At 75.1% G+C, this 23,387-nt stretch carries 20 protein-coding genes and 3 tRNA genes; 4 read left to right on the plus strand and 19 right to left on the minus strand.

Annotated features, from left to right (window positions below; genetic code table 11):
- Positions 1-82: 82 nt before the first annotated feature.
- Both Q5694_RS04620 and Q5694_RS04625 read right to left on the minus strand, forming a co-directional pair.
- On the minus strand, positions 83-1,537 hold the full coding sequence (locus Q5694_RS04620; protein ID WP_333930715.1) for a xylulokinase: 1,455 nt from the start codon (positions 1,535-1,537) through the stop codon (positions 83-85).
- A 146-nt stretch (positions 1,538-1,683) separates the two neighbouring features.
- Positions 1,684-1,989, minus strand: a complete 306-nt coding sequence (locus Q5694_RS04625; protein ID WP_333930716.1) for a YtxH domain-containing protein — start codon at positions 1,987-1,989, stop codon at positions 1,684-1,686.
- A 159-nt stretch (positions 1,990-2,148) separates the two neighbouring features.
- Between Q5694_RS04625 and Q5694_RS04630 the strand changes: the two genes are divergently transcribed.
- From Q5694_RS04630 to Q5694_RS04640, 3 genes are all read left to right on the plus strand, one after another.
- A tRNA-Asn gene (locus tag Q5694_RS04630) sits at positions 2,149-2,221 on the plus strand.
- 5 nt (positions 2,222-2,226) lie between these two features.
- A tRNA-Asn gene (locus tag Q5694_RS04635) sits at positions 2,227-2,299 on the plus strand.
- Between the two features lie 189 nt (positions 2,300-2,488).
- Positions 2,489-2,565: transfer RNA gene (locus Q5694_RS04640), tRNA-Ile, on the plus strand.
- Between the two features lie 94 nt (positions 2,566-2,659).
- Here the strand turns inward: Q5694_RS04640 and uppS are convergent.
- The 9 genes from uppS to Q5694_RS04685 all read right to left on the minus strand — a co-directional run bounded on the left by uppS (position 2,660) and on the right by Q5694_RS04685 (position 12,662).
- Positions 2,660-4,420, minus strand: a complete 1,761-nt coding sequence (gene uppS / locus Q5694_RS04645; RefSeq protein ID WP_333930717.1) for a polyprenyl diphosphate synthase — start codon at positions 4,418-4,420, stop codon at positions 2,660-2,662.
- Positions 4,421-4,582: 162 nt separating this feature from the next.
- Positions 4,583-4,720, minus strand: coding sequence for a hypothetical protein (locus tag Q5694_RS04650; protein ID WP_333930718.1), 138 nt, complete (start codon positions 4,718-4,720; stop codon positions 4,583-4,585).
- A 10-nt stretch (positions 4,721-4,730) separates the two neighbouring features.
- Positions 4,731-5,495: a cytochrome c oxidase assembly protein gene (locus tag Q5694_RS04655; RefSeq protein WP_333930719.1), complete on the minus strand. Its 765-nt coding sequence runs from the start codon at positions 5,493-5,495 to the stop codon at positions 4,731-4,733.
- 211 nt (positions 5,496-5,706) lie between these two features.
- Positions 5,707-6,276: a hemerythrin domain-containing protein gene (locus Q5694_RS04660; RefSeq protein ID WP_333930720.1), complete on the minus strand. Its 570-nt coding sequence runs from the start codon at positions 6,274-6,276 to the stop codon at positions 5,707-5,709.
- A 1-nt stretch (position 6,277) separates the two neighbouring features.
- Entirely contained in the window at positions 6,278-7,480 is a 1,203-nt protein-coding gene (locus Q5694_RS04665) for a hypothetical protein (protein ID WP_333930721.1), read from the minus strand.
- A 100-nt stretch (positions 7,481-7,580) separates the two neighbouring features.
- Positions 7,581-8,276, minus strand: a complete 696-nt coding sequence (locus Q5694_RS04670; RefSeq protein ID WP_333930722.1) for an ANTAR domain-containing protein — start codon at positions 8,274-8,276, stop codon at positions 7,581-7,583.
- 271 nt (positions 8,277-8,547) lie between these two features.
- Positions 8,548-9,585: a rod shape-determining protein gene (locus Q5694_RS04675; protein WP_333930723.1), complete on the minus strand. Its 1,038-nt coding sequence runs from the start codon at positions 9,583-9,585 to the stop codon at positions 8,548-8,550.
- Positions 9,586-9,883: 298 nt separating this feature from the next.
- A complete protein-coding gene (locus tag Q5694_RS04680; RefSeq protein WP_333930724.1) occupies positions 9,884-11,224 on the minus strand; it encodes a carboxyl transferase domain-containing protein in 1,341 nt (446 codons plus the stop codon).
- The gene (locus Q5694_RS04685; RefSeq protein ID WP_333930725.1) at positions 11,217-12,662 is read right to left on the minus strand and encodes an acyl-CoA synthetase; all 1,446 of its coding nucleotides are present in this window, start codon (positions 12,660-12,662) and stop codon (positions 11,217-11,219) included. Before Q5694_RS04685 ends, Q5694_RS04680 begins: the two co-directional genes overlap by 8 nt.
- A gap of 276 nt (positions 12,663-12,938) precedes the next feature.
- Here Q5694_RS04685 and Q5694_RS04690 point away from each other — a divergent pair, with 276 nt between their 5' ends.
- Positions 12,939-13,829, plus strand: coding sequence for an ATP-grasp domain-containing protein (locus Q5694_RS04690; RefSeq protein ID WP_333930726.1), 891 nt, complete (start codon positions 12,939-12,941; stop codon positions 13,827-13,829).
- 74 nt (positions 13,830-13,903) lie between these two features.
- On the opposite strand, the gene Q5694_RS04695 is transcribed toward Q5694_RS04690, so the two are convergent.
- Genes Q5694_RS04695 through Q5694_RS04730 form a run of 8 tightly spaced genes read right to left on the minus strand, consistent with a single transcriptional unit; the run spans position 13,904 to position 23,301 of the window.
- Positions 13,904-14,512, minus strand: coding sequence for a hypothetical protein (locus tag Q5694_RS04695; protein ID WP_333930727.1), 609 nt, complete (start codon positions 14,510-14,512; stop codon positions 13,904-13,906).
- Positions 14,478-15,305 (minus strand): FkbM family methyltransferase, encoded by an 828-nt coding sequence (locus Q5694_RS04700; RefSeq protein ID WP_333930728.1) that lies wholly within the window; start codon positions 15,303-15,305, stop codon positions 14,478-14,480. Before Q5694_RS04700 ends, Q5694_RS04695 begins: the two co-directional genes overlap by 35 nt.
- Entirely contained in the window at positions 15,302-15,523 is a 222-nt protein-coding gene (locus Q5694_RS04705; protein WP_333930729.1) for a Trm112 family protein, read from the minus strand. Before Q5694_RS04705 ends, Q5694_RS04700 begins: the two co-directional genes overlap by 4 nt.
- The gene (locus Q5694_RS04710; protein ID WP_333931291.1) at positions 15,520-16,425 is read right to left on the minus strand and encodes a hypothetical protein; all 906 of its coding nucleotides are present in this window, start codon (positions 16,423-16,425) and stop codon (positions 15,520-15,522) included. Before Q5694_RS04710 ends, Q5694_RS04705 begins: the two co-directional genes overlap by 4 nt.
- A gap of 15 nt (positions 16,426-16,440) precedes the next feature.
- Entirely contained in the window at positions 16,441-17,181 is a 741-nt protein-coding gene (locus Q5694_RS04715; RefSeq protein WP_333930730.1) for a class I SAM-dependent methyltransferase, read from the minus strand.
- Positions 17,178-18,425: a condensation protein gene (locus Q5694_RS04720; protein ID WP_333930731.1), complete on the minus strand. Its 1,248-nt coding sequence runs from the start codon at positions 18,423-18,425 to the stop codon at positions 17,178-17,180. Before Q5694_RS04720 ends, Q5694_RS04715 begins: the two co-directional genes overlap by 4 nt.
- Positions 18,422-22,594 carry an alpha-(1->3)-arabinofuranosyltransferase gene (locus Q5694_RS04725; RefSeq protein ID WP_333930732.1) on the minus strand — a complete coding sequence of 1,391 codons (4,173 nt, stop codon included), beginning with the start codon at positions 22,592-22,594 and terminating at the stop codon, positions 18,422-18,424. Before Q5694_RS04725 ends, Q5694_RS04720 begins: the two co-directional genes overlap by 4 nt.
- On the minus strand, positions 22,591-23,301 hold the full coding sequence (locus Q5694_RS04730) for a class I SAM-dependent methyltransferase (RefSeq protein ID WP_333931292.1): 711 nt from the start codon (positions 23,299-23,301) through the stop codon (positions 22,591-22,593). Before Q5694_RS04730 ends, Q5694_RS04725 begins: the two co-directional genes overlap by 4 nt.
- Positions 23,302-23,387: the final 86 nt, after the last annotated feature.

A 23,387-nucleotide genomic window follows, 5' to 3' on the forward strand; every position in this document is an offset into this window, starting at 1 on the left:
CTCCCCGGGCGTTACCTCAACCGAATTAGCCCGACGAGCGGTCCGGAACGCCGCGCCCTCACCGACTTCTCACCTTCGGCCGCTACAGCCGCATCGCCCCCGGATGCGTCTGCTCCCGCACCGCGACGAACTGCTGCCGCACCGCCTGCCCCACGGCCAGTTCCTCCCCGGGTTCCAGCACCTGTGCGACCGCGCCCTGCCAGGCCGGCGGGGTGCGCACGTCGAGCGTGCCCTGCGACGCCCCGAGCGCCCAGGCCGCCTGGCGGGCGGCGCCGATCGCCGCGTAGTCCGCCGGCTGCGGCACCACGACCTGCGTCCCGAACAGCATCGGCGCGGCGGCCTGCACGGCGGGCAGTTCCGCGGCCGGCCCGAGCAGGAACACCCGCCGCACCTCCACGCCCCGGGCCCGCAGCACGTCCAGCGCGTCCGCGAGCCCGCACAGCATGCCCTCGAACGCGGCCCGCGCCAGGTGCTCCGCCTTCATCGACTCCCGCCTGAGCCCGGCCAGGGTGCCCGCGACGTGCGGCAGGCTGGGCGTCCGCTCGCCCTCCAGATACGGCAGCAGCACCAGCCCGTGCGAGCCTGGCGTCGACTTCATCGCCAGGTCGGACAGGCTCTCCAGATCGGGCAGGCCGAGCAGTTCGGCGGTCCCGCGCAGCGTCCGGACGGCGTTGAGGGTGGTGACGACCGGCAGGTGCATGCCGGTGGCGTCCGCCAGCGCGGTGATCATCCCGGAGCCGTCGACCAGCGCCTCGGGGTGGACGGCCATGACGGACCCGGACGCGCCCAGCGACACGACCGCGTCCCCCAGACCGATGCCGAGGCCGAACGCCGCCGCCATCGTCTCGCCGGTCCCCACGGAGATCAGCAGACCCTCCGGCGTCGTCCCGGCGGCGTCCGCCGGGCCGATCACCTCCGGCAGCATCGCCTGGTGCCCGAGCGCCAGCTCGACGAGGTCGGGCCGGTAGGCACCGGTGGCCGCCGACCAGTAGCCGGTGCCGGACGCCCCGCCCCGGTCGGTGGTCCTGCGGACCGGCCGGCCCAGCAACTGCCACACCAGCCAGTCGTGCGCCTGCAGCAGGACGGCCGTGCGCCGCGCGTTCTCCGGTTCGGTCCGGGCCAGCCAGCGCAGCTTCGTCACCGGCTGCGCGGCCTGCGGCACACAGCCCACCGCCTGTGCCCACGCCTCGCGCCCGCCGAGCGCGTCGACCAGGTCGGCCGCGGCGACCTGCGTCCGCTTGTCGCCCCCGACCAGGGCCGGGCGCACGGTGTTGCCCTGCGCGTCCAGCGGCACGACGGCGTTCTGCTGGGCCGAGACGCCGATCGCCTGCACGCCCTCCAGCAGCCCGCCGCCCGCGGCCTCGCCCAGCGACAGCAGCCAGGCCTGCGGGTCGACGTCGGACGGCCGGCCGCCGCTCTCGGGGCTCTCCACCGGATGCGGTGCATATCCCTGCCTGAGCACGGCTCCGGTATCCGCGTCACAGACGACGATACGAGTGAAATCGGGCGAACTGTCCAACCCGGCGACTATCCCCATGTCCGAAATTCTGCCGCACGCTCCGCTGGGGTCGGGCCGTGGGCGCCGTGGGGATGCCGCCGGGTTTCGAGCGCGGGCTTCGCGGTGGTCGCTCGCGCAGTTCCCCGCGCCCCTCTCGGGGCGCAGACCCGCCCCGCATCGAGGGGTCAGGTGTTGCTGGTGCCCCAGTCGTCCTGGCCGCCGTTGTGGGTGGCGCGGTCGCGCAGGTGGCGGACCCGGTCGGCCACCGACTCGGGCACGCGGTCGCCGACCTTGTCGCTGACCGCCTGGTACGCCTTGCCCGCGAACTCACGGCCCTGGTGGGCCGCCGTCTCCGCGGTGTTCCGCACGGCCGGGTTCTGCGCGAACTGCCGGGCCGACTTCTTGAGCTGTTCGTAGCGCTCGCGTCCGGCCCTCGTGCCCAGCACGTAACCCAGAACGACTCCGGCGACGAACGTGAGCCGGTAACGCATGGCTGCCACCCTTCTTTGCAGAGGTTCTCCGGTGCGGCGCGGACGCCGGGGAGTACCGATTGGCGGAGCACCCCCCTGCTTGCGCTAATGTATGTGTCGCAGCGAGCGCGCGCCCCCTGGCGAATACCCAGGTAGGTACGTTCGATGCAGACGAGACCTTCCTCGGTAGCTCAATTGGCAGAGCAGCCGGCTGTTAACCGGCAGGTTACTGGTTCGAGTCCAGTCCGGGGAGCTCGGTCCTCCGTAGCTCAATTGGCAGAGCAGCCGGCTGTTAACCGGCAGGTTACTGGTTCGAGTCCAGTCGGGGGAGCAGATGGACGAGGACCCCTCGCAGGGGTCCTTTTTCATGTCCGTTGCGATCTTCGGGAACCGCGCGGCACCCGGTGCAGTCCTCATGGTCACGAGGGCCGTGGCGGAGCCGACCATCCGAAGCAGGAGATCGTATGAGCGGCTATGCTGCGGCAGACGGCGCGCACACGTGTACGCGACACGCCGCTATGGGGCGGTAGCTCAGCCGGTTAGAGCAGCGGACTCATAATCCGTCGGCCGTGGGTTCGAGTCCCACCCGCCCCACCACGCGCCACCCGCGCAGAACCGTTTCTTCCCCGGAGCTGATCGAAAAAGGGCGCCGCTTCGACGCGGCGCCCTTCGTCGTTCCCGCGACGACCCGTCAGCCGGCGTGCCCCGCCGGGCCCGTCGCGGCCGGGGTCGCCCCCAGACGGCGCTGGCGACGCGTGTAGGCGGCGACGGCCTGCCAGAGGTCGCGGCGGTCGGTGTCGGGCCACAGCTCCGGCGTGAAGTGCAGCTCGGCGTACGCCGCGTGCCAGGGCAGGAAGTTGGAGGTGCGCTGCTCGCTGCCGGTGCGCCAGAGCAGGTCCACGTCCGGCATGTCCGGCTGGGGCAGGTGCCGGGCGAACACGTCCTCGGAGATCAGGTCCGGGTCCAGATGACCGGCCTTGGCCCGGCGGGCCAGGGCGGCGGCGGTACGGGTGATCTCGTCGCGGCCGCCGTAGTCGATGCACATCGTCACGGTCAGGCCGGTGCGCGAGCGGGTGGTGCGCTCCCTCAGGTGGAGCAGGTCGACCAGGTCGGGAGGGAGGCGGCCGGCGCGGCCGTGCCAGCGCAGCCGGACGTCCAGGTCCCGGAACGGGTCGTCGGCCACCTCGTCGTGCAGCAGGCCGAGGATCGCCCCGACCTCCTCCGGGTCCCGGCTCCAGTTCTCGGTGGAGAAGGTGTAGAGCGTCAGGTGGCGCACGCCGATCTCCAGCGCCCCGTGGACCATCTCCCGCACGGCCGCGGCGCCCGCGCGGTGGCCCTCGTGCCGGGGCAGGCCGCGCTGCTGGGCCCAGCGGCCGTTGCCGTCCATGATCACCGCCACGTGGGCCGGCAGGTGCGCGGCCGGGACGGTCGGCGGCTGCTCGCCGGTGGGGTGCGGCGGCGGACGGCGGAAGGCCGTCGAGGGCGGTGCCTGCGCGGGTGTGACGGATCCATGATCGTCGGGCCGGTGCGGGGACGGGGCCGTGAGCGGGGTCAGGGTCCAGGCCAGCGCCGCCCGGGTGCGGGCGGGGGCGAGGATGCGGACCCGGGTGCGCAGGGACGGCCCCGGCGGTGTGCGCAGGACCGACGCGCCCGCCGCGTCGACGGCGTCCAGCTGGGCGCGCAGCAGCGCCGCCATGGTGTCCAGGACCGTGGCCGGCCCGGGGTGCATGCCGCGCGTGAGACCGGGTTGCGTCACCCAGCGGCGGGCCAGTGCGGTGAGGTCCGCCACCAGGGCGGCGACGGCGGGGCTCCAGCGGCGGCGTCGCAGGTCCTGTGCCGAGCCGGGGTGGCGGTCGAGTGCCTCGTCGGGCAGCAGCAGATCGCCCTGGGCCAGGTCGGCCGACAGGTCGGTGAGGATGTCGGTGAGCCGGACGCCGTCGAGGAACTCCTCGTAGGCCTCCCGGGAGTCCAGGCGGAGGGCGACGGGCACGCCCGCGCGGTCGAAGATCGTGCGCACCTGGCCGAACCACGGCAGCAGGTTGTCCCGCCCCCAGGTGCGCCACTCGGCCCAGTCGGCGAACCGGCGGCCGCCGGTGTCGTCCTGCACCTGGGTCATGGCGGCGTGCAGCTCCGTCAGGTCCAGGCGCCAGCGCCGCGCGGTGTCGACCAGGGCGCGGCGGATCGGGTCCGCGCTGGTGCCCGTCGGCAGTTCGCGGTGCAGGGCGGTGATCCAGGCCGCGACCCGGGTGGCCCGCTCCGCCGCGGGGGCGGTGCGGTCGTCACCCAGGTCGTCGAGCGCGTTGGCGGCGGCCCACAGGGCGTACAGGGACGGGCGCAGGAGGGCGGGAGCCAGCTGGATCAGGGCGTGCTCCGCCGGGTCCTGGTCCCTCGTCCGGCGTCGGCACAGTCGGTAGGCCGCCCGCAGGGCCGGGTCGGCAGGCAGATCGCTCACAACCAGGACACTACGTCCCCGCCGTGCGGCGTTCCGTGCAGGTGGGCCGGGGCCGCGTCGCCGCGGCCCGCCCTGCCGGCGGCCGGCCCGTGCTCACGGACCGGCCGCCCGGCGCGCTCACCCATCTCGTCGTCCCCTTCCACGTGTGCGCCCGATGGTCTGCTACGAGGTGCTGTCGTCGTCCGTGCCCGGCTCGTCCCGGTCGCCCTCGGCCTGGGACGGGGTGGGGGTGGGGGGCGAGGTGGTGTCCTGCTCGTCGTCGCGGTCGCCCTCGGCCTGGGACGGGGTCTGCTCGCTCATGTGTCACTCCTTACGCTGTAGCGGCCTGCCGGGTACCCCGGTGGGCCCGGAACGATCGGCCCTGTGCGCGGTACCACTGGGACGCCAGCACCAGGGCCAGGACGATCTCCACGGCATCGCCGCCGTAGTACATGAGCTGCGCGGCGGAGTGCAGGTCGGCCGGGGTGTGGGCGGTGCCGGGCGGGCCCGTCGTCCACAGGCTCTTGGCCAGGACCGCGTGGCCCGCGGCGGCCGCCAGCAGCGTGCCGCCGCGCACGGCGAGGCCCGGCCGGTGGCGGATCGGGTCCACGGCGAGCAGCGCGAACGTGAAGAGGACCCCCGCGGCGAAGAGGTGCAGGGTGAGCAGGGGGCTGTGGTGCCAGGCGGAGGGAACGGGCGCCCGGTACAGGAGCCACAGACCGCCGATGTCGACGGCCGCGGCCACCGGCGGGAGGACCAGCGCGGCGACGGGGCGGGAGCGGGTGAACCGGACCAGGGCGCGCCGCCCCGGGGGCGGGAGGGTGCGCAGGGCCAGGGTGACCGGCCGGGCGAGGACCAGAGGGACGGGCGCCACCATGCCGGCGGTCAGATGGGCGGCCATGTGTGCGGTGAACGGCGCCAGCCACACCCCCCAGGGCACGGCGAACGCCGCCACCAGCAGCCCGCCGCCCAGCCAGAAACCGGCGTCACGGCGTACCGGCCAGCGGTCGCCGCGACGGCGCAGCCGCGCCGCGCACGCCGTGTAGAGCACGCAGCACAGCACGACGAACACGGGCAGCGGCGCCGGCGTCGTCATGGCACGGCCCCGGGTTCCGGACGCCGGGCCCGGCACCCGGGCGGCGGGCCGGTGCCACCGCTCCGGCCGTACGGCCGGAGGGGGGTGCCGCCGGGGGAGCCGTCGTGCGGACGGTGCCGGTGGGGCGGCCGGGGGGAGCCGGCCCCGTCGGCGCACGCGGCGACGGGGCCGGCTCCCGGCGGCACCCCACCGGCGGGGGAGCGGGGGTGGGTCACCCGTCCTTGCCCAGGGCCTTGCGGACGGCGTCCCGCGTGCGGTCGACCACGGCCGCGAGGGGGCCGAGGGCCATGTTCTTCGCCGCGGACTCCGTGCCGGGGTGGGGGCGGGTCGGGGCCATCGCCTCGGCGGCCTTCACGGCCGAGGCCATGGAGGCCAGCCGCTCCGGGTCGGCGCGGCGGCGGATGTGGATGAACTCGTAGCGCTCCTCGGCACGGGCGTGGGCCATCACGTCCAGCCGCAGGGTGAGGAGTTCCGTGAGGAACTTCGGGTCGTCGGTGTCCATGCCGTCCAGCCGGGACAGCAGTTCCTTGGCCTCCCGTTCCTCCCGCAGCCGGTCCTCCACCACCTTCTCGCCGTCCGGTCCGGTCGAGCGGGTGAAGGGGTGCACCACCTCCTCCTCGGCCGTCTCGTGCACGGCCAGGAGCTGGACCAGGTTGCGGAACGCGGCACGGCGCTCGTCACCGGTGGTCCGCTCCACCTCGTCGAAGAGGTTGCGGATGTCGCCGTGCTGGCGCATCAGCATCGCCACGACGTCGGCGTCGCTCGCTGCGATCCCTGCCATGTCAGCTGCCTTCCCGGAGCGCGGGGTCGGGGTGCTCGCCGTCGGTCTCCATGCGGTACTCCCGGCCGAACATCTCCTCGTGCTGGGCCATCACCCGCTCGCTCGGCGGCTCCTCACCGCCGTGGATCCCCTCCTGCAGCTTCTCGAACCGCTCGTGGGCGTCGCGGACGTAGCCGGTGCCGAGCGTGGTCAGATCGATCTGCGTGTCGAGCAGGTTGCGCACGAACGTCTTGTTCTCCTCGAAGGTGAGGACGTTGGGCAGCTCGGGGGCGAGGATCTCCGCCGGTTCCCGGCCGTCGTGACGGCGCATCAGGTCGCAGGCGATGCGCAGGTGCTCCAGCTCCATGTTCAGGTGCAGCTCCCAGATGGCCCGCACCTTCGGGTCCGGTTCCTGCTCCATGAAGGAGTGGTAGAGGTAGCACTCGTTGTACTCGTGGTTGACCAGCTGCTCCCACCACGTCTCACCCGGGTCGACCAGGGACTCGTAGTGGGTGACGTGCTCCTCCTCGATCAGGCCGATCTCCTGGTAGAGCTGACGGGCGATCGGCTCCATGTACTGGGGGCCGACGTTCATGTAGAAGTTCATGGTCTGCTGCTCCGCCGACATGATCGTCAGCGCGTGCAGCTTCGACAGCGGGTTGGTGGTGGAACGGTCGTACGGCTCACGGACGTTGTCGACCGGGTTGCGGTGGTGGTACTTCGTGGGCCGTCCCGGCATGACCTCGGTCAGCCCGTCGACGATCGACTCCGCCTTGCGGTGCTCGATCATCTCGTAGAGGTTGGCGTACCGGTACAGGTGGTCGAAGTCCTCCAGGACACCGAACTCGTAGGCCTGCTTCAGGTACGGGTCGGGTTCGTGGCGGGCCACCCAGCCGGTCAGGTCGACGGCCACCTGCTCGTAGGCGATGGTCGTCTCCAGGACCGACGACAGGCCCGGCAGAAGCCAGTTGACGGCCTTCTGCTGCTGGGCCTCGATGTAACGGACCTGCGCCAGCTGCCGTTTGACCTCGGGGTCGGGACAGCGGCGGGCGAACTGGTGACTGAAGAGGATCGCCTCGACCTCGATGCCGTTCATCGTGATGATCCGGCAGCGCGTGTACGGATCGGCGTGGTCGGGGTCGATCGGTTCGACGTCCAGCTCGCGCCAGCTGCGCAGCTGGCGGTCGAGAGGGATGCCTTGGTGCTCGAGGGGGTTGAAACCCATGGGGTTCTCCTCGCCGGAGGGCGGAGCGGGCCGCCGCCGGGTACCCGAGCCCCACCGGCGTGAAACCGGCATGGCGGGGGGAGAGTCGGGCGCCGCCGCCTCAGTCCCGGCGGCGCCTCGCGAGGGCCCGCTGCAGGGCCGTGCGGAGCCCGGGCGGTGGCGGCGGGCCGTCCCCGTCCGCGCTCGCCGTCACCGCCGCCGCCACGTCGCGGAGCTTGGTGTTCGACAGCTGGGAGGTCTCGCGCAGGACGTGCCACGCCTCGTCGGACGTGCAGCCGTGCGTCGCCATCAGGACGCCGCGCGCCTGGTCGATGACCGGGCGGGAGGCGATGGCCCGGCGGAGCTGCTCGACCTCGGTCTGGAGCACCCGCAGGCGCTCGGCGCGCTCCAGGGCGACCGCCGAGGCCGCGGGGACGGGCGGTGGAGCGGGGACAGCGGGGGCGGCGGTCCGGCCGGACACCGGGTCGGTGGTGTCCAGGCCCGCCAGCTCCAGGATCCGCCTCGGCTGGCCGTTCCAGTTCGTGGCCGTGACGGTCAGCGCCCGCTGCCCGGCGCACTCCCTCAGCACCTCCAGGAACTGCAGCCCGGCGGTGTCCATGAAGTGCACGTCCCCCATGTCCAGGTCGACGCGTGTGACACCGGCCGGCAGGTCGGCCAGGACCTTCGCGAGCGTTTCGGCGCAGCCGTGGACCAGTTCGCCACGGGGGGCCAGGACGGCGTGGTCCGCGTCCACACGGCCACTGATGACCAGGGTGCTCAGTCCTCCTGTGAGGTGTGATGATGCCGCTGAGGTCATGTCACCGCCTTGTCGGTCCTCGTCGGTCGTGGCCGTCCCGGCCGGACTGCACGACGTCACTCGCCCCCGTGGACGTCCATGTCAGGTGCGCCTGCCCGCCGTGCGGCGGTGTACACACGGCCCCGGGAATGACCTCGGCCCGGGCGGGTACGGGCTCGGTCGGTGCGCGCGCCGGCGCACCCCGCCGCGATCACGGCGGGGTGCGGGGTGGACGCGGGCGCCGCGGGGCGGCCCGGTCGCGGGCCCGGTAGGCGCGCCGGGGCGGTTCGGCTCAGGTGCCCAGCGGGTCCAGGGCCAACGGCTCGATCCGGCCCTCCAGCATCGCGCCGAGGCCCTGCACGGCGCAGACGTCGGGCCGCTCCGCGATGTGCACCGGCATGCCGGTCGCCTGCCGCAGCATCTGGTCCAGGCCGGGCAGCAGGGCGCTGCCGCCGACCATCATGATGCCCCGGTCGGCCAGGTCGGCGACCAGGTCGGGCGGGCAGGCCCGCAGGACCTTCCCGATGCCGTCGAGGATCGCGGTGAGCGGCGTCTGGATGGCCTCCCGCACGGCGGCGGTGTCCACCTGGACCGAACGGGCCAGACCGGTGGCGACGTCCCGGCCGTGGATCTCCGTGGACGCCGGGCCCTGCGGGGTCAGGCCGTTGCCGGACAGGGCCAGCTGCAGCGGCCGGACCGACTGGCTCGGCAGCATCAGCTCGTGCCGGTGGCGCAGGTGCTGCACGATCGCGTTGTCGACGGCGTCGCCGCCCACCGGGATGCGTTCGGCGGTGACGATCGCGCCGAGGGACAGCACCGCCACCTGGGTGGCCGCCGCCCCGCACACCATGATCATGGTGGCCTCGGGCTGCTCCACGGGCAGTCCGCAGCCGACGGCGGCGGCGATCAGCGTGTCGACGAGTTCCACGCGGCGGGCGCCGAGTCCGACGAGCGTCTCGATCGCGGCGCGCTGGGCGAGCGGGTCGGCGTCGTGCGGGGTGCACGCCGCGGCCCGCAGGATCGGCTTGCGGCGCAGCGCGCGGCGCATCTTGTCGCCGAGCAGGTGGCGCAGCATGCGCTGGGCCATCTCGATGTCGACGACGGTGCCGCCGGAGACGGGCCGGACCACCCGGATGTAGTGCGGGGTGCGCCCCGTCATCTGCTCAGCGAGCTCACCGACCGCGATCAGGGCCCCGGTGCGCGTGTTCACGGCGGCGGCGGACGGCTGGTCGACGACGAGACCGGCGCCCTTGACGTAGACGCGGGTCCGGGCCGCTCCCAGGTCGACGGCGAAGTGGCAGCGTCGCAACTGCTCCAGACTGGCGGTCATGGCAGGTCCTCCCGAGAGCACAGACCGTGGGGGGCCGCCAGGTGGCGGGCCTCGCCGGACTTCGGGCCGCCAAGCGGCGTCCCTCTTTCGCATCGTGCGGGTGAGGGCACCGGCGCGCCTTCCGGAGGGGGCCGGGCGGGGCGCCGCCGAACGGGGGTATCGGGCCCCGCCGCAGTGACCTGACGGCCTTGAGCGGGGAAGCGAGGGAGGCCAGAGCGGTCTCGCGCCGCTCCCGTGGCGCCGCGCCGTCACCTCCGGCCGCCGCCGACCCACCCGCCGGGCTCGCCCTGCCGACCGCTCAGGGTCCGACCGTTCCGCGGATCACCCCGAGTTCCACCAGGTCCTGCGGGCGGATGCGGAGCCGGTCCGCCGTCGGCTCCACCTCGCGCGGCGGGAGCTTCAGGATCGCCGCCGCGAGTTCCGGGGCGATCACCGAGAAGTAGCTGTCGGGCGTGGCCCAGGTGTTGCCGGGCGCGGCCAGGGCGAGGGCGCCGCCGGAGCCGCCCTCGCCGACGACCAGCGTGGTCACGGGGGTGCGGGCGGCGGTCACCGCGCCGAACAGCTCCGCGATCGCCGGGCCCGCGCCCTGCCGCTCCGCCTCGGCGTCGTTGGCCGCGCCCGGCGTGTCGACGAGGGTCAGCACCGGGATGCCGAGCCGGTCCGCCAGCCGGATCAGCCGGGCCGCCGTGCGGTACCCGGCGGGGCGGGTCGCGGTCCCGGTCTGCGCGGCGTAGGCGACGGTGCGGCCCTCGTGCTCGCCGAAGCCGCACAGCATGCCGTCCGGGTCCGTGCCGCCGCAGCGGTCGCCGCTGATCGCGACCCGGTGCGTGAAGTAGGCGTCCAGGTAGGCGGCGGCCCGCGGGCGCCGGGGGGAGCGGGCGCGCCGGACGGCGTCCCAGCCCGTGGCGGGCAGCCCGGCCGTCTCGCCCAGCGCGCCGGGCGGCGGGGCGGGCACCCGGGACGGGCACGTCAGCAGCCGCAGCCACCGCGCGAGCGTCCCGCGCAGCTCTCGCGGCCGGACCACGGCGTCCACCGTGCCGGCCGCCAGCTGCGCCTCGGCCGTGTACGCCGAGGGGTCCGCGTCCGCCGGGCGCACCCGGGACCCGGCGAAGCCGACCTGGGCGCCGGGCAGCGCGAGCACCACGTCGGCGCCCGCGCCCAGAGTGGCCCAGCCGCCCCCGGTGGTCGGGTCGCGCACCACCGCGACCTGCGCGAGGCCGGCCTCCCGGGTGAGGGCCGACTGGCGCGCCACGCGCTGGAGCTGGGTCAGCGCGAGCATGCCCTCCTGCATCCGGCTGCCGCCGGTGGCGACCAGCGGCACGACCGGCAGCCGCCGCTCGCGGGCGCAGGCGTACGCCGCCTCCAGCAGGTCGCCGGTGCGCTCGCCCAGGGAGCCGCCGAGGAAGCCGAACTCGAACGCGATCAGCACGGCCCGGGTGCCGCCCACGCGGGCGGTGCCGCACACCACGGACTCGTCCTCGCCGGTGCGTCCGGCGGCACGTGCGCGCAAGGCGTCGTAGCCCGGCCAGCCGAGCGGGCCGTCGGGCCGGAACGGCCGGGTCGGGGAGGGGAGTTCGTCGAAGGTGGAGTCGTCGGCGAGGGCGGCCAGGACACCGCGGGCGGACAGGCGCTCAGCCATCGGTCAGGGCCCGTTTCATGATCTTCCCCATGTCGTTGCGGGGCAGGGCGTCGAGGTGGCGGACGACCCGGGGCCGCTTGTGCGGCGCCAGGCGTTCGGCCACGTGGCCGGCCAACTCCTCCAGGGACGGCGGTGACTGGGGGTCCGCCGGCACGATCCAGGCCACGATCCGCTCACCGAGGTCGGCGTCGGGCTCCCCGGTGACGGCCGCCTCGCGCACCCCCGGGTGTTCCAGGAGCGCGTTCTCGATCTCACCGGCTCCGATCTTGTGACCGCCGCTCTTGATCAGGTCGGTGGCCTTGCGGCCGACGATCCGGACACAGCCGTCGGGATCGCGCACGGCCATGTCGCCGGTGCGGAAGAAGCCGTCGGCGGTGAACGCGGCGGCGGTCGCGTCGGGGCGGTTGAGGTACCCGGAGAACAGGTTCGGGCCGCGCACCTGGATCTCGCCGACGGTCTGCCCGTCGTACGCGGTGATCTCCGTGCCGTCCTCCTCCACCAGTCGCAGCTCCACGCCCGGCAGCGGCACGCCGACCGTGCCCGGGCGGGCCTCGCCGTCGGCGCGGGCGCCGGTGTTCATCAGCGTCTCCGTCATGCCGTACCGCTCGATCACCCGGCGGCCGGTCGCCGTCGCGATCCGGCCGTGGTCGTGCACGGGCAGCGCGGCGGACCCGGAGACCAGCAACCGCGCCCCGGTCAGCGCCTTCACCAGCTCCGGGTCGCCGGTCACGGCCTCGGCGATGCGGTGGTACATCGTCGGCACGCCGAACAGCATGGTGGCGCCCGCGTTCAGTTCCCGGGTCACGCCCTGCGTGCTGAACCGGCCCAGGTGCCGCACCGAGCCGCCGCGCCGCAGCGGGCCGAGGACGCCCAGGACCAGGCCGTGCACGTGGAACAGCGGCAGGGCGTGCACCAGGACGTCCTCGCCGGTCCACCGCCAGGCGTCGGCGAGCGCGTCCAGGCTGGCGGCGATCGCCCGGCGGGGCAGGACGGCGCCCTTGGGCGGCCCGGTCGTGCCGGAGGTGTAGACGATCAGGGCCGGGTCCTCCCCGTCGTGGTCGTCGGCGGGGACGGGGCCGGCGGCGTGCACGTCGACGTCCACGCGGGTGAGTTCCCGCAGGGGCGTGGGAAGCCGGTCGTCCGGGGCCGTGAGCAGCAGGCCGGGCGTGCTGTCGGACAGGATGTGCGCCAGCTCCCCGTCGCCGGACTTCGGGTTGAGCGGCACGGCCGGTACGCCGGCCACCAGCGCGGCGACGACGGCGACCGCCGTCTCCAGCGTCGGCGTCGCCCGGACGGCGACCCGCGAGGCCCCGCCGATGCGGCCCGCCAGCGCTCCGGCCGCGGCGGCGAGCTGGGCGTAGGTCAGGGACCGCTCGCCGAACCGGAGGGCGGGCCGGTCGGCCGGATCGTGGGTGAGGGCCGGGAAGAGAGGGGTCACGCTGGGCGTCTCCTTGCTGTCGGTTGCCCGCCGGTCGCGACGGGGCTCGCGAGGCCCGCCCCGGCCCGCAGGCCCACCACCGGGCCCGCCGCCGGGAGGACGATCCCCACGATCCCTCCGTACACCAACGGCCGCCCGGGGAAACACCCGCGGCCCCGCAGTCCGCGTTCCACCACCGGTGCCGGGGCTTCGCCGACGGGAAGGTCACGTGCGGTGCCGGGGCGCGGCGGGGGTTGTTAGCCTGCGGCGGGAAGCGGATCGATCACCCGTACGAGGATGGAGTCGCCCGTGGCCGGCAGCCCGCGCATCGCGCTCGTCACCTACGACCCCGGCGGTGAGGAGCACAAGGACCGGGACCTGCCGGTGCTCGTGGCGGCGCTGCGGGAGGGCGGGGCCGAGGCCCGGGCGGTCGCCTGGGACGACCCGTCGGCCGACTGGGCGGGGTTCGACCTCGCCCTCATCCGCTCCACCTGGGACTACAGCTGGCGTGCCGCGGAGTTCACCGCCTGGGCGGAGGCCTGCGCGGAGGCGACGCGGCTGCTCAACCCGGCCGCGGTCGTGCGGTGGAACGCCGACAAGCGCTACCTCGGGCAGCTCGCCGAGGCGGGGGTGCCCGCCGTGCCCACCCGGTACTTCGCGCCCGGAGTCCCCGCCGAGCTGCCCACCGGGCACGAGTTCGTCGTGAAGCCCTCCTCGGGGGCCGGCGCCCGGTACGCCGGCCGCTACCCGGCCGGGGAGCGGGACGCCGCCCTGCGGCAGGTGGAGCGGATGCACGCCGAGGGGTTCACCGTGATGGTGCAGCCGTATCTGGCCGGCATCGACGCCGAGGGCGAGCGGGCCCTGCAGTTCTTCGGCGGCCGGCTGCTGCACGCCAGCGTCAAGGGCGCCGTCCTCGCGCCGGGCACACCGTACGACGCCGACAAGGTGGCCCACCCCGATCTGCGGCCCTGGCGGCCGACGGACGCCGAACTGGACGTCGCCGAGCGGGCCCTGGCCGTCGTGCCCGGCGGCGCCGAGCTGCTGTACGCGCGCGTGGACCTGGTCACCGGCCCGGACGGGGAGCCGTGCGTGATGGAGCTGGAGCTGATCGAGCCGAACCTGTTCCTCGATCTGCACCCGCAGTCCGTGCCCCGGGTCGTCGAGGCGGTCCTCGCCGCCGCCGGGTGAGCGCCGAGGCGCGCGGTTCGCTGCCCGACGCGGCTCCCGGTGGCCCGGTGGTGCGCGCCCCGCGACGGTGCCCCTCAGGGCCGGGTGCCCTCGACGGCCACCCGCTGGAGCAGTCCCCAGGTGAACTCGGCGACCACCCGCCGCGGGACGCCCCCGGCGTCCGGGGCGGTGAACGCCAGGCCCCAGCGGGTCGGTGCCGTGCCCTCCGAAGGACGGGCCGGGGCGAAGGCCCGGGCCGCCTCGTCGACCGTGCACGACCAGGGCGTCAGATCGTCGAGGGTGCGCAGTTCGGGCCCCGGCGTGCCCGGGGCGCGGACCAGCCACTCGTTCCACACCGCGCCGTTCGGGGCGGTCAGCACCTCGAAGCGCAGGGACGGCCACAGCGGCACGGGCCACAGGTGGGCCTCGCAGTCGAGGTCGCCGATCCGGCGGGCGGCCCGGGACTCCGGCTCGCCCAGCACCCGGCGGACGAGGGACAGGTGCGCGCGGGAGCGCGGGGAGCGGACCATCGCCTGCCAGCGCCTGTTGGCCTCGCGCATGTCCGCGACGGAGACGCCCAGCTCGTGGCGGGCGTCCTCCACCAGGCCCGGATTGTGGTCGGCCATGCGGCGCAGCAGCACCAGCTGGAAGTCGAGCGGAGTGAAGGGGCTAGCGGGGTGTGTTCCGGAGGGCATGGGACCCATCGTCGCCCACCGGGGCCGGACCCGGGCGGCGGCCGTCGGGCAGGAACAGCACGGAGTTGACGTACCGCGGCCCCCGCAGCAGGGACGAGGGCAGGACCCGGCGGAGCAGACCGTGGGAGACCACGTAGGAGGCGGCCTCCTGGTGCTCCTCCAGCGGGAACGCGGCCAGCGGCACCCAGGTGTCGCCGGGCAGCACCCAGCCGTCGTAGCCCAGCAGGTTCAGGTACGTCACCACCGGCGCGATCGGCTGGATGCGCGCCTCCAGCTCCACGAACAGGGCCGGGCGGTCGCGGGCCAGCAGGCCCGTCGCCCCGCGCAGCACCGCCGGCTCGTTGCCGTCCACATCGATCTTGATGAATCCGACGTCCCGCAGGCCCAGTTCGTCCAGCGTCACGCAGGGCACGTCCAGGGCCCGGCCGTGGATGTCCCGCCGGACCAGCGAGGACACCCCCCGGTCGCCCGCGTCGTCCGCGGGCAGCCACAGGCGGGCGATGCCCGGCCGGTCGGAGGCCGCGGCCCGGATCACGCGGACGTTCGGCGGGGCCGCGGCGGTCAGCAGGCGGGCCAGCCGCGGCACCGGCTCGATCGTCACGACGTGCTCGGCGCGGGCGGACAGCCGGTGCGTCCACGGCCCGTACCAGCCGCCGACGTCCACCGCCGTGCGGCAGCCCGGCGGGCACAGGTCCGCCAGCCGGGCCAGCTCCGGTTCGAACCGGGGGTACAGCGCCCGGGCCGTCGCGGCCACCAGGCGCGGGGGCAGCAAGGGCGCCAGCCGGGCCGCGACGCCGGTCACGGCGCCATCCTCTTCACCAGCACCTCGTGCTCGTCGTCCGGCACCTGCTCGCCGGAGGACGGCAGCAGCTGCGGGATGCCGTCCACGACCGGGTAGCGGCGGTGCAGGCGCGGGTTGTACAGCGCCTCCTGCTGCCCGGCCCGGGCGGGCAGCAGGTGCAGCGGGCCCTTGTCGAGCGGGCAGGCCAGGATCTTCAGCAGCGGGTCGTCGGGCTTCACGGTGATGCCAACTCCTTGGCCGGTTCTGGGGATCGGGGAGCGGAGTCGTGCTTCGGCATGGTCAGCAGCACGCCCACCGCCAGGGCCGTGCCGGCCACGCGCAGGGCGAGCCGGAACGGCTCGTGCGGCAGGGCCTCACCGAACGACAGGGTGCCGAGCACGGCCGTGAACAGGCTGGTCACGGTGGTGCACACCGGCACGATCAGGGAGGCACGGCAGCGCTGGAGCGCCGCCTGCGACATCACCAGGCCGAACGCGCCGGTGAACAGCAGGAGATACGGGTAGGGGGAGCCGAGCAGACCGAGGACCGCGCCGCCGGCCCCGTCCGCCGTCAGCCGGCCGGAGACCCCCTTGATGGCCAGGGAGCTGACACCGTAGAGCAGACCCACGGCCACGCCGTACTCGACGCCGGTGGTGGGGCGCCGGTGCCGGTTGCGGGCGCGCCGCTCGGCGGAGCCGTACAGCCACACACCGGCCGCCAGCGACGGCACGCACACCAGCAGGATCAGCGGGTAGGGGGCGTCCTGGCCGACGGTGTCCGTGTCCTGCCGCAGCGACAGCACCACCATCAGCAGCGCGAGCAGGATCCCGCCCAGCGCGTACCGTTCCCGGCCGCTCGTCTCCTCCCCGAGCAGCCGGGATGACAGCAGCACCAGCAGCACCAGACCCGAGACGAAGATGCCCTGGGCGGCGGCGATCGGCAGGGTGCGGTAGACGACGAGCTGGGCGGCGAACCCGGCGGCCAGCGCGAGGGAGCCGCCGATCCACAGGGGGCTGCCGAGGACCAGGCGCAGCAGCCGCGCCGGACGGCGGATGCTCACCTCCGGCAGCGAGGTCAGCGCCCGCTTCTCCAGCACGAAGCCCAGGCTGTACAGGGTGTTCGCCAGCAGGGCCGCGGCCACTCCCCACCACACGGGCTACGTCCTTCGCGCGTGCAGCAGCAGGATCGACGCGAGCTGCGGCCGCAGGCACGCCAGCCGGTCCAGCGGGCGCAGCGGGCGCGGCACGCCGTGGAAGGGGGCGCCCTCCAGCCGGACGACGTCGAACCCGCCGGCCGCCACGAACTCCCGCAGGGCACGCGGGGTGTACAGCCGCAGGTGTCCCACGACCTCCGTGCCCGGGCGGCCGTGGATGCGGCGCAGGCTGACCTCCGAGAAGACGGGCTGCACCCCGGCCAGCAGCAGGGCCCGGTTGTACCAGGCGGCCAGATTCGGGGTGGACAGCATCAGATGGCCGCCGGGGCGCAGGATCCGGCGGATCTCGTCCAGCGCCGCGTCCGGGTCGACGAGGTGCTCGACGACCTCGCTGAACAGCACGGCGTCCGCCGACTCCGACGCGAACGGCAGCCCCCCGCCGGTCAGTTCCCCGCGCACGGCGTACGGGATGCGGGTGCGGGCGCGCCGCAGGGCGTCCTGGGACCAGTCCACGCCGATGACGCGGTGGCCGGGCAGGAGCGGGACGGCGGTGGCTGCGGCGGTGCCGTCGCCGCAGCCGATGTCCAGCACGGTCCGCGCGCCCCGGGTGGCGGCCGGGCCGAGTGCCCTGGCCAGCATGCGCGCCTGGCGGAGGCTGCGCGGGGTGCCGGAGGCCACGGGGACGGCGGGGTTCTCGTAGAAGTCGCGCAGCTCGCGCGGCGGGGGTCCGGTGGTCGTCGTCACTCGGTCACCTCCGTGGTGTGCAGGTAGTGCGCGAACAGCTCGCGCAGCCGGTCGCCGTCGCCGTCCCCGAGCAGCGCCCTCGACCAGCGCAGCGCCAGGTGGAGACGGCCCGCCGTGGAGGCGGTGGTCACGGTCAGGCCGCGGGGCATGCGGGCGGGCGCGGAGAACCAGACGGCGTGGGCGCGGCCCGCGTCCTCGCCGAAGTCCAGGGGGTAGGGGATGCGGCCGATGTTGCTGAGCAGGGTCGTCGACGTCCAGGGTGCGGCGGCCCGGCGCAGGGCCCGGGTGAGGGCGGCCCGGGCGGCCACCGGGGCCCAGGGGGCGGTGAGCAGGGCGGCCCCGTGACCCAGCTGGGGGCGCGGCTGCGCCTTCAGGGCCCGGGTGCGCTCCGCGGTGCGCCGCAGCAGGGCCGGCATGGCGGTGACGTCCGCTTCCCCCGGGGCGAAGGGCACGTCGACCAGGCGGGTGCCGTTGCCGATCGGCATGGAGGTGTCGCGGGGGCGGTCGTCCACGGGCATGGTGATGCGCAGCGGGCGCGGCCGGGCCCCGTGCTCCCGGTTCCAGTGGGTGACGGTCAGGGCGGTGGCGACCATGAGCTGGTCGTTGACGGTCCAGGGCGAGCCCTTGGGGCGTCGGGGCAGCGGCAGTTCGGCCACGAGCAGGCCGTTGCCGGGGGACGGGTCGGGTGTGCCCGGGGCCACCCGGGCCGGGGGTGCGAGGCCGGTCGGGGTGGCGGGGACGGCCCGCGGGGGTTCGGCGGGGCGGACCGGGGGCGCGGCGGGGGCGTTGTCCCTGCCGCCGTAGAGTTCCGCGGCCGTCGCGAGCACGCGCAGGCAGGCCGGGCCGTCCAGGGCGGTGTGGTTGACGGTCAGCAGCAGTACCGAGCCGACCACCTCGAGCCGGACGGGCGGGGACAGTGACAGCGGCGGTGCCCCGGACAGCGCCCGGGCCCGTGCGTCCCGCAGCGCGTGCGGCCCGGGCGCGGTGAAGGTCACCGTCTCCGTGTCCGGTTCGCGCGTCAGCTCCCACTCGTAGCGGCCCCGGTACCACGGTCCGCGTGCCTCCCGCATCAGGACGCGGGGGTGGCGGTGCAGGGCCTCCAGGAACGCCTTGCGCAGGCGTGGCCCGTCCAGAGGGCCCGGCAGGTGGACCTCGATGTGGACGGTCTCCGGCTCCTCCTGCTGCAGGCAGTGCCGGGAGATCTCGTCCACCACCGGGAACGGGATGCGCACCGGTGCCGTCATGCGGTTCCGCCCTCCTCCGGGCCCGTCCTCGGCAGCGGCCGGGTCGGCGCCTCGGCGGGCGGCCGCTCGCGCACGCTCACCAGACCGGCGAACAGGCCGATGAGAGCGAGCAGTTGGGCCAGGTGCCCGAAGGCCCCCGCGCCCGAGCCGACCGGTTCCCCGGCCCCGAAGGCCGCGGCGACCCCCGCCCCCGCCAGGGCGGCGAAGGCGATCGGCACCAGCAGCGCGTGCCGTCGCGCCGCGAGCAGCGCCAGGGCCGGTACCAGCAGCGCGAGCCACCCGGCGATCACCACGCCGACCAGCGTCAGGGCCACCGTGCCGAGCCACAGGCCGGGCGGTGGCGCGGCGGGCCGGGGCGCGTCGGGGGCGGGCTCGCGGCGGCGCCACAGGGCCAGGCCCAGCAGGGCCGCGATGCCCACGCCGCTGCCGATCAGCCCGATGTCGTAGGTCGTGGCCGGCTCGTAGGACAGCTCGACCGTGCCGCCCGCCCCGGCCGGGACGCGCCAGCCCTGCTGCCAGCCGTCCAGCCGGACCGGGGTCAGTTCCTCGCCGTTCAGCGTGGCCCGCCAGCCCTCGTTGGCGTTCTCGTACGTGGTCAGGTACGAGGCCGCGCCGGAACCGACCGCCACCTCGCGCCGGTCGCCCAGCCAGTCCCGGACGCGCAGGTCACGCCCGGCGGATACCGGTTCGTCGACCGTGCCTCGGGTCAGGGTCACGTCCGTCAGCGCGAGCGGGCCGGCGGCGCCGCCCTCCAGCCGGTGCTCGCCGGCCGCCAGCCGAACCTCCGCCTGGCTGCGTCCCTCCTGGCAGAGGGTCACCTGGACCCCGCGCCGCTGCACCAGGTCCCGCACGGTGCCCTTGACGCTGGTCGGGTACAGCTCGTCGTCCAGCGCCACCTCCGGGCCCTTGCCGCACGGCAGGGAGAAGGCCCGGGTGCCGTCGGGCTGCGGGGTGCGGTACTGGTCGAGGGACGGCACGTACGCCTCGGTGAGGCCCACCGGCAGGCGCAGCTTCTCGTCGGCGACGGGGTTGTGCAGGGTCAGCGGGGCCGTCTCGGTGACCGTGATGTCCAGCCGGTCGGTGGTGATGGCCGGGAAGCGGACCCAGCCGTTCTCGTCGACGCCGGCGATCGCTGCGCCGTCGGGAGAGCTGATCTCCACCTTCGACGCGCGACTGGACAGGCCGCCCGCGGGGGCCAGGACCAGCTCGCCGACCGGCTGCTTGCCCGGCCAGCGCAGATGGATCGTCGGCCGGTCGCCCGCGATCCACGCCGTCGTCAGATCCCCGTCGGTGAGGTTGCGGGCCGCGAGCCCCGCGCCCAGACGGGCCGTGGAGTCGGCGGTGGCGACGATCCGGGCCCGCTGCTCCGGCGCCACCTCGTACAGCAGCTCGTCCAGCGCCGCGCCCGGCACGGGCACCGCGCTCGCCCGGACCTCGTACGTGCCGGCCTGAGCGGTGGTGAAGCGGCGGTGCAGTCCCGTCTCGGTACCGGTGGGGGACAGGCCCGTCGGGTCGGAGGCGCGGTGCAGGGAGACGACGGTGGCGTCCGCGCGGGCCCGGTCCGCGTCGGCCGGCAGCCGCAGCAGCCGGGTCACCCGCACGTCCGGCAGCGTGATCTCGGAGAAGCCCGCGCCGGTCAGGCCGGGCCGGCGCTCCACCGCGTCCACGATCGTCAGCTTCATCCACGTCGTCGTGCCCCGGGGCGCCTTGATCCGCTGCGGCTCGCCGTTCGGCCGCAGGAAGCTGGTCCGCTCGCCCCTGGCGGTCTCCACCCGCACCTTCGTGGCCGCCGCCCGCACGCTGTCCTGCGGCAGCGGCGTGACCTGGAAGGAGGACGGCATGGCGTAGGGGCCGGTGAACCCGATGCGCAGCCACTGCCCGTCCGGGGTGTCCGGAGCGCCCTCCGCCCACGCGGTGTCCGGGTCACCGTCGAAGGCGTTGACCGGGTCGTACTGCGGCAGGTGGAACAGCCAGTTGCCGTACGAGGACGCCGACACCGAGCGGGCACCGCGCAGTTCGGCCACCGTCTGGTGCCGCAGGCCCTCGGCGGGCAGGATCTGGCGCGGCTCCTCGCCCGCGTCCTGCAGGGCGCCGGGGGCGTTGCGCTCGTCGCGGGTGTACGTGTACGAGGTGTTCGCGCCGACCAGCCCGAAGCGGGTGTCGGCCCGCCGCATCCCGTCGCCCACCACCTGCACGGCCGGGGTCCCGAGCCCGGGGTGTCCGTCGCCGGTGAGGACCGCGGCCCGCCCCCGCAGCCGCTGCGCCAGCGGCAGCAGCGCCTCCGGCCCGCCCGACACCACGGCCGTGCCGGCGACCGGGGCGAGCCCGGCCTGCCCGGGCCGGACCACGTCCGGGCCGGCCGGGCGGTAGATCTCCACGGCCCGCTGCCTCGGATACAGCCCTTCGACCTGGAGCGGCGCGTCCCGCGCGATCCGGCCGCCGGTCATGACCGGGCCGAGCCCCGTCACCCGCTCGTACCCGGACTGTTCCAGGGTGCGTTTGACGGTCGCGGTCGGCACGTAGCCGATCTGGTCGGGGTCGAGGTCGTTGCGCACGACGACGTAGTACAGCCCGGCCCGGGTCAGGTAGTCGGCCAGGCCCGGCACTTGGGCGCCGGTCGTCAGCGCCTGCTCGACGGCGTCCATCGCACGCCGGTTGCCCGGCGTGCCGAACGGGACGTAGTCGCGCTGCGCCCACCGCGACTCGGCGAGGACGTCGAGCGGCTGGTCGATGGGCGAGCCCCACGTGTACACGCCGTGGGCGGTCGCCGGGACCACGAGGGCCCGCGAGTCGGGGGAGTACTTCTCCAGCCAGTCGGCCGTGGCCTGCCAGTAGGCGGGGAGCTTCGGGAACGAACCCGGGTTGAGGATCGAGCCGTTGAGGTACGGCCACAGCAGCCCCGGCAGGACCAGCACGGCCGCGGCCAGCGGGGCCAGGCGCCGGCCGCGCACGGGCCGGGCCCCGCGCTGCCCGGCGGCCACCCCCACCAGATGGGCCAGGCCCAGCACGAGCGCCAGGGCCAGGCCGGTCTGGAACTTGTAGATGTTCCGGAAGGGCGACAGCCACCCGTCCAGCCAGTCCTGCGCCACGCCGTGGAACGGTGCCCCGAACGCGCCGCCGTACCCGGCGAGCAGCACCAGCGCCGTCACGAGCACCGTCAGCACCAGCCAGCGCCGCTCGGGCATGTCGCGCCGGGCGAGTCCCGCCAGGCCGAGCCCGGCGGCCAGGGCCGAGCACAGGATCACCGGCACGGAGGAGGCCACGGTCCAGCCGGCCGGCAGCCAGGCCTCACCGAGGTGCAGGTAGGCCACCCAGTTGCCGGCCCCGCGCAGGGCCTCGGTGGCCGACATGGTGTCCGTCGTCGTCCGCGCGGTCTCTATGTAGGGGAGGAAGTTCTCGCCGTAGACGCCCAGCAGCAGCAGCGGCACCCACCACCAGGCCGTCACCACGATCACCGCCGGGGCCCACCAGGCGATCAGCCTGCGCCGGCGCGGCCCCGGCGGCCGGGACAGCAGGTACAGCCCGGCGGGCAGCAGCGAGGCCAGCGTCGCCGACGCGTTCACCCCGCCCATGAACGGCACGAGCAGCGCCGAGCGCAGGGCCGCGACCCGGGCCGTGTACCGCTCGTCCGCCAGCGGCAGCAGCACCCACGGCAGGAACGCCCCGGGCAGCGCGGCGGCCGACGTCGAGCCGATGACGGTCGTGAACACCGGCCACAGCGCGTACGCGGCCGCCCCGAGCAGCCGGGACGCCCCGCTGCCCACCCGCAGCCGCTCGGCCAGCCGCAGCGCCCCCCAGAACGCCACCGAGACGATCAGCGACATCCACAGCCGCTCGGCCAGCCACACCGGCAGCCGCACCAGGTCGCACAGCCAGTGGAACGGCAGCATCGGCCACAGGTAGCCGACGTACTGGTCCTGGATGCCGCCGAACCCGGCCCGGTCGTGCCACAGCTGCCCGAGGTCGCCGAAGAACCGGCCCGGGTCGGTGGTCACCCCGAGCTTGGTGTCGAAGGTCTGCCGGCCGGGCCGCACCACCAGGAACAGCACGAACGCCACGGCCCAGAAGCCCAGCAGCCAGCGCCGCGACCGGGGGCCCTCCGGGGGGCCGGCCGCGGCCGCGGTGCGGGGGACGGCTGCCGGGGGAGGAGCCTGGACCGTGGTCGTCATGTAGGACACCGCCGCAGAATGAGAAGGAGGTTCCAGGTGGCGAACTCGCGGATCCCGGGCGCCTTGACGACGGCCTCCGCGAGGAAGGGCCAGTAACGGGAGCGCGCCGAGACGACCGTGACGTCGTCGCGGCCCCGCACCTGCCGCAGGGTGGAGCCGATGTGCACCGCGAAGAGGTTCTCGCCGAGCGTGTGCTTGGCGGGCCTGCCGGTCGTGCGCAGGTAGCGGGCCCGGGCCCGCTCGGCACCCAGGTAGTGCCAGGGGGCCCACTCGTGCCCGCCCCACGGCGACAGCCAGTTGGTGAACGACACGTAGATCAGCCCGCCGGGCCGGGTCACCCGGGCCAGCTCGCTGAGGAACGTCCCCGGGTCGGCGACGTGCTCCAGCACGTTGGAGGAGAAGGTGACGTCCGCGACGCCGTCGCGCAGCGGCAGCAGGTACCCGTCGGCGACGACGGCCGGGCCGGGCGGCTCCGCGCCCAGTTCGGCCGCGTCCGGCTCGAAGAGGAACGCGTGCGCCCCGCGCCGCCGGAACTCCTCGGTGAAGTAGCCGCTGCCCCCGCCGACGTCGACGACGGTCCGCCCGGCGACGGGCCCGTCGTACGCCTCGACCTGGTCGGCGGCGTCCCGGGCGAGCAGCGAGTAGCAGGCCGCCGGGTCGTCCTGCTCGTGCAGGAAGGCGCGGAAGAGGGCGAGGGAGCGGCGCAGCGAGGGGTCCTTCCACGGGACCGCGCCCGGCGGACCCGCAGTCGCCTCCGTGGGGCGCCCGGCCGCGTCCGGCGCGGCCGGGCCGC

It is taken from the genome of Streptomyces sp. AHA2, from assembly GCF_036857595.1.
In the GTDB taxonomy this organism is placed as follows: domain Bacteria; phylum Actinomycetota; class Actinomycetes; order Streptomycetales; family Streptomycetaceae; genus Streptomyces.

Bases quoted from the DNA above. Each gene is read 5' to 3' on its own strand.
- Q5694_RS04620 (WP_333930715.1), bottom strand. From the start codon at position 1,537: ATGGGGATAGTCGCCGGGTTGGACAGTTCGCCCGATTTCACTCGTATC.
- Q5694_RS04625 (WP_333930716.1), bottom strand. From the start codon at position 1,989: ATGCGTTACCGGCTCACGTTCGTCGCCGGAGTCGTTCTGGGTTACGTG.
- Q5694_RS04650 (WP_333930718.1), bottom strand. From the start codon at position 4,720: ATGAGCGAGCAGACCCCGTCCCAGGCCGAGGGCGACCGCGACGACGAG.
- Q5694_RS04655 (WP_333930719.1), bottom strand. From the start codon at position 5,495: ATGACGACGCCGGCGCCGCTGCCCGTGTTCGTCGTGCTGTGCTGCGTG.
- Q5694_RS04660 (WP_333930720.1), bottom strand. From the start codon at position 6,276: ATGGCAGGGATCGCAGCGAGCGACGCCGACGTCGTGGCGATGCTGATG.
- Q5694_RS04665 (WP_333930721.1), bottom strand. From the start codon at position 7,480: ATGGGTTTCAACCCCCTCGAGCACCAAGGCATCCCTCTCGACCGCCAG.
- Q5694_RS04670 (WP_333930722.1), bottom strand. From the start codon at position 8,276: ATGACCTCAGCGGCATCATCACACCTCACAGGAGGACTGAGCACCCTG.
- Q5694_RS04675 (WP_333930723.1), bottom strand. From the start codon at position 9,585: ATGACCGCCAGTCTGGAGCAGTTGCGACGCTGCCACTTCGCCGTCGAC.
- Q5694_RS04680 (WP_333930724.1), bottom strand. From the start codon at position 11,224: ATGGCTGAGCGCCTGTCCGCCCGCGGTGTCCTGGCCGCCCTCGCCGAC.
- Q5694_RS04690 (WP_333930726.1), top strand. From the start codon at position 12,939: ATGGAGTCGCCCGTGGCCGGCAGCCCGCGCATCGCGCTCGTCACCTAC.
- Q5694_RS04695 (WP_333930727.1), bottom strand. From the start codon at position 14,512: ATGGGTCCCATGCCCTCCGGAACACACCCCGCTAGCCCCTTCACTCCG.
- Q5694_RS04720 (WP_333930731.1), bottom strand. From the start codon at position 18,425: ATGACGGCACCGGTGCGCATCCCGTTCCCGGTGGTGGACGAGATCTCC.
- Q5694_RS04725 (WP_333930732.1), bottom strand. From the start codon at position 22,594: ATGACGACCACGGTCCAGGCTCCTCCCCCGGCAGCCGTCCCCCGCACC.